Origin of the sequence: Quyinboa ferrireducens (assembly GCF_042436675.1) — a bacterium.
Taxonomy (GTDB): domain Bacteria; phylum Bacteroidota; class Bacteroidia; order Bacteroidales; family UBA5342; genus JBHJHP01.
The window spans coordinates 502,918-516,511 of the sequence record NZ_JBHMVA010000001.1 but is presented as its reverse complement, the minus strand read 5'-3'; the positions used below and the strand labels follow the sequence as shown (position 1 = coordinate 516,511).

The 13,594-nt window shown below is 40.1% G+C and carries 12 protein-coding genes; 7 read left to right on the top strand and 5 right to left on the bottom strand.

Going from position 1 to position 13,594, the window contains the following annotated elements; genetic code table 11:
• Positions 1-68 precede the first annotated feature (68 nt).
• Entirely contained in the window at positions 69-239 is a 171-nt protein-coding gene (locus ACE01N_RS01930) for a Mut7-C RNAse domain-containing protein (RefSeq protein ID WP_380584266.1), read from the top strand.
• Between the two features lie 120 nt (positions 240-359).
• Complete coding sequence (locus tag ACE01N_RS01925; RefSeq protein WP_380584264.1) at positions 360-1,073, top strand: hypothetical protein; 714 nt, start codon at positions 360-362, stop codon at positions 1,071-1,073.
• 53 nt (positions 1,074-1,126) lie between these two features.
• Here the strand turns inward: ACE01N_RS01925 and ACE01N_RS01920 are convergent, their stop codons facing one another.
• Genes ACE01N_RS01920 through ACE01N_RS01910 form a run of 3 tightly spaced genes read right to left on the bottom strand, consistent with a single transcriptional unit; the run spans position 1,127 to position 3,594 of the window.
• Positions 1,127-1,240, bottom strand: coding sequence for a hypothetical protein (locus tag ACE01N_RS01920; protein WP_380584851.1), 114 nt, complete (start codon positions 1,238-1,240; stop codon positions 1,127-1,129).
• 32 nt (positions 1,241-1,272) lie between these two features.
• Complete coding sequence (gene feoB, locus ACE01N_RS01915; protein WP_380584262.1) at positions 1,273-3,360, bottom strand: ferrous iron transport protein B; 2,088 nt, start codon at positions 3,358-3,360, stop codon at positions 1,273-1,275.
• Positions 3,361-3,363: 3 nt separating this feature from the next.
• Positions 3,364-3,594 (bottom strand): FeoA family protein, encoded by a 231-nt coding sequence (locus ACE01N_RS01910; RefSeq protein ID WP_380584260.1) that lies wholly within the window; start codon positions 3,592-3,594, stop codon positions 3,364-3,366.
• 181 nt (positions 3,595-3,775) lie between these two features.
• Between ACE01N_RS01910 and ACE01N_RS01905 the strand changes: the two genes are divergently transcribed.
• The 4 genes from ACE01N_RS01905 (at position 3,776) to ACE01N_RS01890 (ending at position 9,432) form a co-directional block, all read left to right on the top strand.
• Positions 3,776-5,560, top strand: coding sequence for a tetratricopeptide repeat protein (locus ACE01N_RS01905; protein ID WP_380584258.1), 1,785 nt, complete (start codon positions 3,776-3,778; stop codon positions 5,558-5,560).
• Between the two features lie 96 nt (positions 5,561-5,656).
• A complete protein-coding gene (locus ACE01N_RS01900) occupies positions 5,657-6,871 on the top strand; it encodes a serine hydrolase domain-containing protein (RefSeq protein WP_380584256.1) in 1,215 nt (404 codons plus the stop codon).
• A gap of 848 nt (positions 6,872-7,719) precedes the next feature.
• Positions 7,720-8,712, top strand: coding sequence for an NAD(P)-dependent alcohol dehydrogenase (locus ACE01N_RS01895; RefSeq protein WP_380584254.1), 993 nt, complete (start codon positions 7,720-7,722; stop codon positions 8,710-8,712).
• A gap of 12 nt (positions 8,713-8,724) precedes the next feature.
• A complete protein-coding gene (locus ACE01N_RS01890) occupies positions 8,725-9,432 on the top strand; it encodes a DUF4386 domain-containing protein (RefSeq protein ID WP_380584252.1) in 708 nt (235 codons plus the stop codon).
• 54 nt (positions 9,433-9,486) lie between these two features.
• Here ACE01N_RS01890 and ACE01N_RS01885 read toward each other — a convergent pair whose 3' ends face one another.
• The gene (locus ACE01N_RS01885) at positions 9,487-10,911 is read right to left on the bottom strand and encodes a T9SS type A sorting domain-containing protein (RefSeq protein WP_380584250.1); all 1,425 of its coding nucleotides are present in this window, start codon (positions 10,909-10,911) and stop codon (positions 9,487-9,489) included.
• Between the two features lie 262 nt (positions 10,912-11,173).
• On the opposite strand from ACE01N_RS01885, the gene ACE01N_RS01880 reads away from it, so the two are divergent.
• Positions 11,174-11,851: a DUF554 domain-containing protein gene (locus ACE01N_RS01880; RefSeq protein ID WP_375719990.1), complete on the top strand. Its 678-nt coding sequence runs from the start codon at positions 11,174-11,176 to the stop codon at positions 11,849-11,851.
• 86 nt (positions 11,852-11,937) lie between these two features.
• Here ACE01N_RS01880 and ACE01N_RS01875 read toward each other — a convergent pair whose 3' ends face one another.
• On the bottom strand, positions 11,938-13,386 hold the full coding sequence (locus ACE01N_RS01875; protein WP_380584247.1) for a tryptophanase: 1,449 nt from the start codon (positions 13,384-13,386) through the stop codon (positions 11,938-11,940).
• Positions 13,387-13,594 lie beyond the last annotated feature (208 nt).

Here is a 13,594-nt window from a genome sequence, read left to right as displayed (position 1 = left end):
ACAGCATACGAAGGCATCTCCTCCTATTCAATAAATCTTTAGAATTAATTTTATTATCTCTAAATTAGTTGAAACCGAACTGCGAATGTGTTGGTTTGATAAAGCCTGAAACATTTGATGAATTCTTTTATTGTCAGAACTGCCAACTGGTTTACTGGAAAGGTACACACAATGAACGAATAGTTCTTTATTCAAAGGTTCAGTATATGATCATGAAAAGCATGGGGTTGAGGTTATAGAGTTTAAACCATAAAAACCGACAATACTTATTTTGTATATGCCAAATAAATACCTAAATTGAAAAAATTATTTATCCTTCTATCAATGTAGTATTTTATTAATCTAATTAACAGACTATTATGAGGCATAACTCAATTCTATTTCTTGTCGTTGCAATTTTAATTGCAACATTTTCGTGTAAGAAAGCTGATGACAACAGTGGTTTTAGTGACGATATTAAAAATTTTGTGCCAGACAGTACCATTCAAGCCATTCGGGATATGGGTATGGAAATTAATGAAGGGAAAAATCCACCGGATATTGAAGGTTACTATTTTGCTCAGCCCCTTGTAATGTTGGAAAGCACAGTCCCAAATGAAACATATACCTCAGAATCTACATGGTTCGATTATCTGTACTACTTCTACAATCAGGATAATGAAAATCTGACCGTAGATATTGAAGAAAACGGTTATAACTCTAATTCTGAACAGGTAACCCATTCTGTAGGAGAAGGAACATTTTTATCCGGGAATGGAAATGTTTTCTCAAGTTTTACAATTCAAAATGGATATACCTTATTAAATGGAAATCAGGATACAGCGTTTAGTCAAACACTAATCGTAATTTCAGGAACAATGAGTGGGTCAGGTATTGAAAATTTCCAGGAAGTCATTCTGATGTTAGATGATTATGGTGATCCATATAACAAATACATTCCTGTAAATACAGGCAGGTTATTTATTGATGGTGACAGCCTTGCAGCAAGGACAACAGCTGATTTAAAAGCTATTAAAATGTCTTCAAAATCGGACTTTAAAGATTCAAATAACAAATCCTTAATTAGCAAATAATACCTTAGTAATATAAGCAGTGACTTCCCGTGAAGACACTGCTTTCATTTTATTTAATGGCAGTTACAATTCACTTCACCGCAGGAGGATTTTGAATGTTTCTTTTTCTTAAAGAAAACTCTTTTAATGATGAAGCCCACCGTGGCAGCTAATATGATATATACCATTATAGTCTGAAAATCAATCATATTCAAAATTTTTAAATTAATAACTGATAGGCCGACATGGATGCCAGGTATGCAAAACCTGTCATAAAAAACAGTTGTATAAGGGGCCACTTCCAGCTGTTTGTTTCTTTTTTCACAATTGCGAGCGTACTCATACATTGCAACGCAAACGCATAAAACAAAAGAAGTGAAATGCCTGTAGCAAAATTAAATACCTTTTTGCCGGTAACCGGATCAACCTCCATCGTCATTCTGTTCTTTATGGTCGATTCCTCCTCGCTGCCTACACTGTAAACCGTAGCCAGGGTGCCTACAAAAACCTCGCGTGCTGCAAATGAACTTAGCAGCGCAATGCCAATTTTCCAGTCGTAACCCAATGGACGAATAACAGGCTCAATGGCATGACCAAACTTACCAATGTAAGAGTGCTGCAATTTATAAGCGGCTACAGCGGTGACAATTTCCTTTTCACTTTGACCAGAATTGGCAAGATCAGAACGAACAATTTCATCTGCATTTTTAAAATCCTTTCCAGGTCCATTTGATGCCAGAAACCAAAGGACAATAGAGATGGCCAGAATAATTTTTCCTGCAACAAAGACAAAACTCCTGGTTTTTTCAAGTACCGTCAATGCCACATTCTTGGCCAACGGCATTTTATAAGCCGGCATTTCAGCAATAAAAAACGACCGGGATTTCATTTTTAATACTTTATTCAGAACCAATGCCGATAAAAAGGCCATAACAAAACCAAGCACATATAATCCCATAAGGGTCAAACCCTGCAAATTCAGTCCCATTACGGTCTGATCCGGAATAACCAGTGCAATAATGATCAGATAAACCGGCAACCGGGCAGAGCATGTGATAAATGGCGTGATCAGGATGGTGATCAGGCGCTCCTTCCAGTCGTCTATGCTTCGGGTCGCCATAATAGCCGGAATGGCACAGGCAGTTCCGGAAATCAATGGAACCACGCTTTTCCCGTTAAGCCCGAACCGTCGCATTATCCTATCCATTAAAAACACCACACGGCTCATATAGCCGCTTTCTTCCAGCAACGATATAAACAAAAATAAAAAAGCAATCTGAGGGACAAAGATCACTATACCACCAATTCCCGGTATAATTCCTTCAGAAAACAGGTTTGTAAGTGCACCTGGTGGCATGGTATTACTGACCCATTCGGCAAGGTTTGTAAACAGTTTGTCGATCAGGTCCATGGGATAACTGCTCCAGTTGTATATGCCCTGAAAGACCAGTAACAGGATCATAAAAAAAATGATGTATCCGAATACCTTATGTGTTAAAATTCTGTCCAGCCTGCTTCGCCAGTCCCTTGCTTTTGAAAGATCTTTCTGGTATGCAAGTTTAAGAACCTTATTGATAAAATGATACCGTAAAATGGTTTCTTTCTGCTGCAAGCGTTTCAGTTCTGAAATCCGCCTTCCATGAATTGTGTCTTCAGTATTTTCGCCCTGATATTCTGAAACTTCCCTGTTAATTTTTAACCAGTGTTTATAGCTGTCCGAAAATGTGCTGTTCTTTTCGAATGAAGTAAAATACTCCGGATCAATATCAGTAAATGTTACGCAGGATTGTAATGACAACTGATCATAATTCTGAATGTGTTGTTTCAGGTTCTCAATACCTGAGCCCCTTCTGGCACTGACCAATGCAATTTTAGTGCGTAATTCCCTTTCCAGTAAATCAATATCAATGCTGATTCCTTTTCTGTCCATGACATCAGCCATGTTAATGACAAAAATGGTTGGAATATTCAGATCCTTGATTTGCGTGTAAAGCAACAGGTTTCGTTTAAGATTTTCAATATCTGCAACTACAACCGCTACATCAGGATAATCTTCGCTTTTTTGATTCAGCAGAACATCAGTGGCAACCTTTTCGTCGGGAGAAGTTGAGTTGAGGCTGTAAGTCCCCGGAAGGTCTACAATGCGAGCCTTTGATCCATCCGGCAACCGGCATACGCCTTCCTTCTTTTCAACTGTAACACCCGGATAGTTACCGACTTTCTGATTCAGACCTGTAAGTTGATTAAATACCGATGTTTTACCGGTGTTTGGATTTCCGATTAATGCAACATTAAGCTGATTCCCCATTTGTTACTCCATTCTCCTTATCTCAATTAATGCAGCGGTCTCTTTACGAATGGCAAAATGGCTGTCGTTGATAATTAAATATACCAGATCGTTAAAAGGTGAAAACTGAAACAACTGTACTTCATTACCCGGAAGGCATCCCACTTCCTGAAATTTTACGGGAATATCTTCTGTAGAGAATTGTTCGATAATGCCTCTTTCTCCACGTTTTAATTGTGCTATTGTATGTTTCATTTTGCAGCCACTCCTTAAATTGAGTCGCAATATTAATACTTTACTTAATGTGTGTCAATCATTATTTGTTATGATTTTAAATAACAAAAGGAGCCTGTTTTATACAGCATGTATTTAATTTTATTCACCAATTAAGCAAAACAGGACTTTTTTGTGTTAGTATATTAAATCCGTTTATAGTATGAACACCAATACCATAGCTGTCCTGCCTTTTATGAATATGAGTTCAGATCCCGAGAACGAGTTCTTCAGCGATGGTATAACGGAAGAGATCATCAATGCCCTGGCAAAAATCAACACCCTTAAGGTTATCTCGAGGACTTCTTCGTTCTTTTTTAAAAACAAGAATATTCCGATAGGCGACATAGCATCACAATTGAATGTTGCTACAGTTCTGGAAGGAAGTGTGCGAAAGTCAGGCAATATGATCCGGATCACGGCACAGTTAATTGAGGCCGAAACGGATGTGCACTTCTGGTCCGAAACCTGGGACCGGAAATTTGAAAATATCTTTGAAATTCAGGATGAGATCAGCCTTATTATTGCGGAGAAACTCAGGGAACATACCGGGCATTTTGAGATTGGCGATCACCTGGTACAAAAACAAACTGATAATGCCGATGCCTATGTGCTTGCATTAAAAGCCAACTACTATTTTAACAAATGGAATCCTGCGGATGTAAAAACGGCCATCGGACTTTACGAAAAAGCTCTTGAGTTGGACCCGAACCATACCGAATCGCATGTTGGCCTGGCCGATGCCTATGGGTTTATGGCAACAACTGAATTTATGCCGGGAGCTGAGGCCTGGATGAAAGCAGCGGAACATACACAAACAGCATATAAGCTGGATCCTGAAAATGCCGGCGTGCATTACCAGTTGGCGAACCTGTCATTTTTTACCGATTGCAGCTATGCCGATGCATTCCGGCACGGATGTAAAGCAATTGCATTAAAACCAAATTACCCCGAAGCACAGCAGTATATGGCTTTTCTGTATATCCTGGCCGGTAATATGGAAAAAGCCCGGCAGCACCTTCAACTGGCATTATCGATTGACCCGTTAAACCAGGAAACACTATTTTATAAAGCCTACTACCTTTACAGAACCGGCGATTCAGGAGCTGCACTGGAGATTTATGATGATCTGCTGAGTCGGAACCCGAAAAATATTCCTGCCTTTACGGTTCGGATCTACATCCTGCTTATGCTGGACAGACCTGATGATGCGCGCAAAACACTTGACAACATGCCTGAAGAGATCATCATACCGGACGATTACCTTGGGATGTCGTGTCTGGTGGATATTATAGCCGGAAATCAGGAAAAAATGACCGAAAAGTTAGAGAAGCTACAAATCAGAGCTCAGGATCCGATGGCTTTTCAGGCACATTCATACTTGTTTCTGGCCTATGCTAATCTTGGGAAATTTGATGAAGCCTTTAAACTTCTTGAAGCATCGTTGAAGCTAAAATCCCCGATATTTTTGTTGAGTTTTTCCGATCCGCTGGTTAAAGGCTTAACAAATGAACCCGGATATAAGGTTTTTCACCAACAACTCTACCCGGAGGTTGAGCTTGAAGATCCGTTAACGGAAAAGAAAGCGCCCTTACTGAATAATGAAACAAGTGAGGCCTATTTAAAATTATTGCTTGAATATATTCAGGATCGTGAGCCATATCTTGATCCGGAACTTACATTGCGCTCGCTGGCTGAACAGATCAACATTCATCCGAATCATCTGTCATGGTTGCTGAATGAAAGATTGGGCAAAAATTTCAATGAATTCATCAACCATTACCGGGTGGATCATTTTAAAATACTGGCAAGCGATAAGGCCAATGCACATATCTCACTAATCGGACTGGCCTATGAAAGCGGGTTTAATTCAAAAACAGTTTTCAATACGTTTTTTAAAAAAGAGACAGGCCTCACACCAAGCGCCTTTTTAAAACAGAATTCTTGACCTTCTCTGATCAATATGTTCCATATTATAATGCAGAACTTCTGTCCGCAGGATTGATTTTACATTTGCTACATGAATAAATCTAAAATTATCTCCATGAAAAAGGCAATTAAAATAATTCTTCTGACTCCACTGGCACTCATATTACTTTTCCTCATCGTTTTGTCGGTTAAATATTCGCCGGTTTATGTTTACCGTTTAATCACACAGAATGTAGCCGATGTGTACGACTATAAACTATATGAAAACAGAGTTATTAAAGGTTCGGACAGTACGTTTCAGTTTTATAAAAATCCACAGGAGGAATATGTGGCGTCCTTATTCCAGGACAGGATAAAACAATCCGGGTTTACATCACTGGATGAGTGGGCTCAAAAATCACAAACAACGGCCTTGATTTTTATTCGAAAAGACACTATTCTGTATGAAAAATATTTCAACGGCTTTAGCAGGGATTCCTATTTCCATTCGCAATCCATGGCCAAGTCGTTTATTTCCTTTTTAATTGGTGCAGCCATCGATGATGGTTATATTAAGGACGTTAATGATCCGATGACAAACTATATTCCCGAACTGAAAGAGCGAAATAAGAATTTTGAAAAAATAACCATTGAAAATTTGCTGGAAATGCGGTCCGGACTGAAATACTTTGAAGGTTATTTCCCCGGCACTTATATTCATCTTCCCTGGCATGATGAAGCCATTGGATATTACCATCCAAACGTGCGCAAACTCTTGCTTGAAAAAGTGGATATCTCCTCAGAACCAGGTAAGAAATTTCAGTACTGTAACTACAACACAAGTTATTTGGGGCTGATTATTGAAAGGGCTACACATAAAACGGTATCCGAATATTTACAGGAAAAGCTCTGGTCCAACACAATGGCATACGATGCGCTTTTTTCGATAGACAGTAAAAAATCCGGCTTTGAATATATGCCCAGCAGACTCATAGCCCGTGCTATTGATTATGCCCGGTTTGGGCGACTTTACCTTAAGAACGGAAACTGGGAAGGGAAACAAATCATATCCGAAAATTGGGTTCGCAAATCCACACTTGAAAATAATTCCATTCCGCGTGATGTGTATCCTGACTGGTTCCGGGGAAGCGATTGTAAACACATGTACTATTCCCGGCAGTGGTGGGGAAACACCAATTGCGATTCCACATTTCAGTATTCAGCCAGCGGCAACCTAGGACAGAACATCTATGTTATTCCTGACAAGGATGTGATCATAGTACATTGCGGAAAATCATTTGAACACTACAACATGGATGACCTGTGGCATGTGGCAGAACTCATGAAATAAACCAGGTGTACATTAGCACGACTTCCCGGATCCATAAAAAACAAACAACTATAAAACTTACTTTGCGTGCTTTGTGCAATTCTTCGTGTCCTTTGTGGTTAAATAAAACCACGGAGAAACACAAAGGGAATCACTAAGATCATAAAGCTACATGCGAAAATGTGAAACTCCTGAATTACTTAATAAAAAAAGGACATCATGATTTTGCATTACAAAATATCAATTGAACACTACAACATGATGATCTGCGGCATGTTGCAGAACTGATAGCATAAACCAGGTGTACATTAGCACGACTTCTCGGATTCTAAAAAAACATCCAATCGTAAATCCTGCTTTGTGTCCTTGTGCAATTCTTAGTGCCCTTTGTGGTTAAATAAAACCACGGAGAAACACAAAGGGAATCACTAAGATCACAAAGCTACATGCGATAATGTGAAACTCCTGAATTATCTAATAAAAAACGGACATCATGATTTTGCATTACAAAATATCAATTGACACTACAACATGATGATCTGCGGCATGTTGCAGAACTGATAACATAAACCATGTGTACACTAGCACGACTTCCCCGATTCATGAATAACATCCAACTATAAAACTTACTTTGCGTGCTTTGTGCAATTCTTCGTGTCCTTTGTGGTTAAATAAACCACGGAGAAACAAAACGATAAATCACTAAGGTCGCTAACTTACCGGCTAAACCTTAAATTCTTAATCCAATTCCCAATTTTAAGTACAGCATTATAATTCCGAACTCCTTCAGTGTTTTTCAGAACGCAGGGAAGCTTACGTTGCCGTTAATTTGCATCATAATCATTCGTGATCAATTAAATACAAAAGATATGAAAACAACTAATATGAAAGCAATCGTGGCAACAGGATACGGATCTCCTGCAGTACTGCAACTGCAAAATGTGGCAAAACCGTTTGCAGGAAACAATGAGGTGTTGGTTAAAATTTATGCAACAACAGCTACAACCGCCGACGGGATGATGCGTACAGGGAAACCCTATTTTGGTCGCTTAATGACAGGATTATTAAAGCCCAAACATCCCATTCCGGGAACAGGATTTTCCGGTGTGATTGAAGCTACAGGAGATCAGGTGACTTCCTTTAAAACAGGTGACCGTGTGTTTGGTGAAACAACACTTGGGTTCAGTACAAACGCGGAATATGTTTCGGTTCCTGAAACAGGCGTTATTCTAACAATGCCGGATAACATGAGCTTTGCTGAAGCCGCTGCGTATTGCGACGGACATCTGACATCGCTCAATTTCCTTAAAGAAGTGGCAAAAATCAAACCAGGACAATCGGTGCTGATTAACGGAGCTTCGGGAAGTTTGGGAACTGCTGCGGTGCAACTGGCCAAATACCTCGGTGCCGAAGTGATTGGGGTGACCAGCACAAAAAATACCGGTCTTGTAAAATCCCTGGGAGCAGACATGGTGCTGGATTATACCAAAGTAGCCTTTACCGAAATTCGCCGGAAATTTGATGTGGTTTTTGACACCGTTGGTAAGAGCTCGTTTAAAAAGTCGCGTAAGGTTTTAAAAGAAAATGGCGTTTATGTATCTCCGGTATTAAAGTTCTCTCTGCTACTACAAATGCTTAAAACCAGCGTCAGTGGCAAACAAAAAGCCAAATTTTCTGCTTCAGGCATGAAAAAGGATCATGAGCTCAAAACAATGTTATCAGAACTTACAGAAATATTCAGGGACGGAAAATTAAAAACGGTTATCGATCGCCAGTTTCCGCTTGAGAAAGTGGCCATGGCTCACGAATATATTGCCAAAGGACACAAAAAAGGAAACGTCATCATAATGGTTCAATCTTAACATTATAAAATCATGAAAACAACAGACAGAAAGTACACATTAACAGCAGGAATTTCAATCATTATAATGGCTATAGCTGCAGCGATAGCATACGGATATATTTATTCTAATTTAGTCGTGAATGATCATCCGGATCTTACATTTCAGAATATATCGTTAGCCGTTTCCATGTTTAAACAGGGAATAGCCGGGTGGATCATTATTCTTATGACAGATGTGTTGGTGGCATGGTCTCTCTATCGCTATCTGAAGCAGGTAAATCAAAAACTTGCATTTACAACAGCGACAATCAGAATGGTTTATGCAGGAATTCTGGCTGTTGCCATTTATCACCTGATCGCCATATTACCACTCACGTCAACTACCGGAACAACAGACTCAATAGCACTAATGAACTCCCATCTCGAATCGTTTAAAGGTACCTGGTCATTCGGGTTGATCCTGTTCGGTCTGCATCTGATCGGTTTGGGAATGTTGGTTTATTTGTCGGATTTTATTCCACGGATATGGGCTGTCCTGCTGATCTTTTCAGGTCTTAGTTATTTTGGCATTCATGCCGCTAAATTTTTATTCCCTGAATACATCGGACAGGTTGAACAGATTGAAATGATCCTTAGCGCTCCAATGGCCATTGGGGAAGTTGGTTTTGCTGTCTGGCTGCTGATCCGTGGAGGCAAACCGCTTAGAACAAAAACTTCTGTAAAAGCTGTTGCGGTTTAGTCTGACACTAAAACAGAGGCTGTCCAAAAAGACAAATAAAAATATTTTGAACTATTACTGAACCTGGATTTTTCGGTAAACCTCAGTATTTTCAGTTTTAATATGAACCACATAGATTCCTGATGTTACACCTCTCAAATCTATCGATTTAATATTCTGTCCCGATAACATAACCCGTCCGCTAAGATCAAGGATATCGATCTGCCATCTCTGAGCCTTTACATCTACATTCACATAATTGGTAGCAGGATTAGGATATACTTTTATGTCCTCTGCCTTATGCTCCTGAAGTGCCGTAATTAACTCAAAGTGCGCCCGGAAATCCAAACTTAATGTGTCTGTTGTCAGAGAGATATTTTTTTCTGTGCTATAGACATCCGTTGAATTGACCAGCGTCCAGTTTACAAACCGGTATCCGTTAACCGGTGAGGCCGTTAACGCAACAGTTGTACCTTTTGAATATACACCGTAGCCTGTCACCCTCCCTTTCATATAGGGATCAGCCATGGCATTAATCCTGACAGCCGGAACAAGATTCGATGTGAGGCTCTGAATCTCACTGAAAGCAGTCACTTGTTTTAAATCAGCAACCAAAACCTTGCATAATTGAAAGGCTCCGTTCTGTTGCAGGTGTGTACCGTCTGAATTTCCATCGGGATAATTTTGCCAGACTCCGGATTTGAGGTTATTAAAAATGCTGTCTGTGGCATATGATTTCCCCTTAGAATTTAAAAAAACCATGGTGCTGGCTTCCATGTCAATAAACGGTGCCTCCAGTTCTGCTGCCACTTCTTTCATCGCCTGCGTGTATGCCGCATGAGCCTGCTTTATCTGGGAGCCACTCCAGTTATTTCTGGGAATAGAAGAGATGAAAACCGGATACGCCCCTTTTTCTTTCGCCCCGTTTCCAAAAATCTTCAGATAGTCCCTGAAAGTCGTCGCAGGATCTGTATATCGGGTCGGGTCCGTTGTCTTTTCATCGTTGTGTGCAAACTGAATCAGGACATAATCGCCGGCTTTCAGCATGTTATATACTGTGTTCCATTTCCCTTCGTCATAAAAACTTTTGGAACTTCTTCCGGATGCAGCCTGATCATTCACCACAACATTATCTGAATTAAAAAAGGGTTGTAATACCTGTGCCCATCCGGTTCGCGGATAAAGATCTGAACCATAAACGGATGCCGTACTGTCACCGATTACAAATACCGTTACTTTTCCGGTTGTGACATTCACACTATATGATTTTGTTTCAACAGTTCCATCATTCATGGATACCAGCACAGTATATATACCACTCTGTGCCGCAATAATTTGTTGCGAATCCTGCGATTCGACAAGCTGTCCGTTATAAAGCCACTGGTACGAATTTCCTTCCGGCGCTGTGAGATGAACCTGTTCCGAACAGGGACGGGCTGTCAATGTAAACGAAAAACAGATTATAAAAATAAAGATAGAGACGTAATGTAAATATTTCATCAGTTGAAAACTATAAACCGGGTTTAAATCAATGCCGCTAAATTAAAGAAATTACCCATTCTTCCCTGACCTTTTTAAAATTAACCTTTGAAATTAAACCCTTACTTCAATCCTTTCTTGTGTTACACATAGACGTAAATCCAACAAATATGATATTGGGATCCTTATAAATTACTACTTTTATGCACAATCACAGGTTTACTTTTGTCCAGCTCATGTTCCGGTTAGGATCAGGACATAAACAACAAAACAACTTATTATTATGCTGGGAACACTCATCAATGCCGGTGCGATTATTATTGGCAGTATCATCGGTCTTTTAATTCATTCCAGAATGCCGAAAAATATAACCCGGATTGTTTTTCAGGGCATCGGATTGTTTACCCTTTTCCTGGGAATTCACATGGCCGCCAAAACCGGCAACTTTCTGGTTCTGATTTTCAGCATTGTACTGGGCGCCATAGCAGGCGAGCTTTTGCGTTTAGACCTATTAATTAACCGGTTCAGTGAATGGTTAAAAAAGCGTGTAAAATCGAAAAATGAAAATTTCTCCAATGGGTTTGTCACTTCATTTCTGCTGTATTGCATGGGGTCGATGGCCATACTGGGTGCGTTTGAGGAAGGACTGGGTGGCGATCCAAACCTGTTGCTGGCGAAGTCTGTCCTCGACGGGTTTTCGTCCATTGCATTGGCGGCTTCACTGGGCATCGGCGTGATTTTTTCTGCTATTCCACTGATCATTTATCAGGGTAGTCTGACACTTTTTGCCGGTTCCTTACAGAACTTCTTTACGGACCCAATCATCAACGAACTGACTGCAGTGGGTGGTTTGCTGCTGATAGGCCTTGGTATCAATATTCTGGAGATTAAAAACCTTAAGATTATCAACATGATCCCCAGCCTTATTTTTGCCGTGATCCTGTCCTACTTTTTTCTGTAATCTCTTTTTATAATCCGCTTTATTGATAAAAAAAATCCGGAAATCGACGATTCCCGGATTCTATCCTAATTAAATTTATTCAGGTACTAAAGGCTGTCGCCAAAGTCTACTTTAAACTTGGCTACCAGTTTTTCCTGCCAGTCTGAGGTTGGTTTTAATTTACCAAAGAAGAAACGCAATACTTTTGGTTCTTCGTAAAATTCCAGACCACCGATGAGTTTTCTGTTCTCATACAACCATGCTAAGCGGTCAACAGTGTACTTAACCTGCGACAGGGTAAACACGCGGCGCGGCAGTGCCAGTCTCAAAAGTTCAACGGCTGCAAAATGATCACTGCCATCCTCTTCGCGTTCTTCGGAAATGGTTCCACGCTCCATACCTCTTACACCACTTACCAGGTACATGGCAGCTGCCAGCGAACCTGCACGGTATTCTTTCTGCGGCACGTGTGATAGAAATGCCATGGCATCGATGTGTGCTCCAAGTCCTCCTGAAGGCGTAATTACCGGAATTCCCAGCTTAACCAGTTCATCAACCATAAATTTGATGAATATCGGTCCCTGGTTGATCATCTCTTCATCCATGGTTTCATCCAGACCAATGGTCATGGCTTCCATTTCGCGGGTTGACATACCACCATACGTAGAGAATCCCTCATATAACGGCAGCATTTCAAGCAGTTTTTTATACACAGCTTCATCGTTTGTAATAATACCTCCACCACGTACATGTCCCAGTTTACGGGCTGAGAAATAAATGATATCTGCCGTATCCGACAAAATTTTTGTTATCTCACGGATCGAATGATTTTTGTACTTCTCTTCTCTGGTTTTAATGAAATGTAAGTTATCAGCAAGCAAACTGGCATCTATAACAAACGGAATGTTGTATTTCTTTGCAAGTTTACTGGTTGCAATAAAATTTTCCAGTGCAACCGGCTGACCGCCAATAAGGTTGGTTCCGGCTTCAATACGGATAAATGAAATTTTTTCAGCCCCTTCCTTGTCAATTAACTTCTGCAGATCATCCAGATTCAGGTTTCCCTTGAACTGTTCAGAACTCACCGGATTTAATGCTTCGGGCATGTGCAATTCCAGCACCTTACCGCCATTGACCATAATATGAGCTTTGGTTGTAGTAAAGTGATAGTTCATAGGAACATAAGTGTCTTTTCTTACAAAAGCCAGCGATAATAGGTTTTCGCATGCACGTCCCTGGTGAACCGGGAGAAAATACTTCTTACCGAAAATTTCATTCAGCTTATCCTTTAGGCGGGTGTAGGTTGCTGATCCTGCGTAACTGTCATCCACTACAAGCATGGATGCCGTTTGTTTATCGCTCATGGCGTTTACACCACTGTCGGTTAACATATCCAGATAAATATCTTTGTTGTACAGTAAGAAGGTGTTGTTGCCAGCCTCTTCAATTGCTTTCAGCCTGCGATCGATAGGAACCAGATCGAGGCGTTGCACCATTCTTACCTTGTGCATTTCCAATGGAATTTCTTCTCCTAAATAAAATTTAATATTAGCCATTTTTAAAAAGTTAGATATTGTAAATAATTGTTGAATTAATGTAGTTTCCCGGGTTAACCGGCTGTAGCAAATATAATTAATAATCTCACTTGAGCTATTTGCCTATACGTTTGAAGATAATAAATGATAAAAAAACCGGAACTTATTAAGATGCGCTAAATACTCAATCCTGATTTATTACATTAAAGGTCAACTGATTATGAAAGCA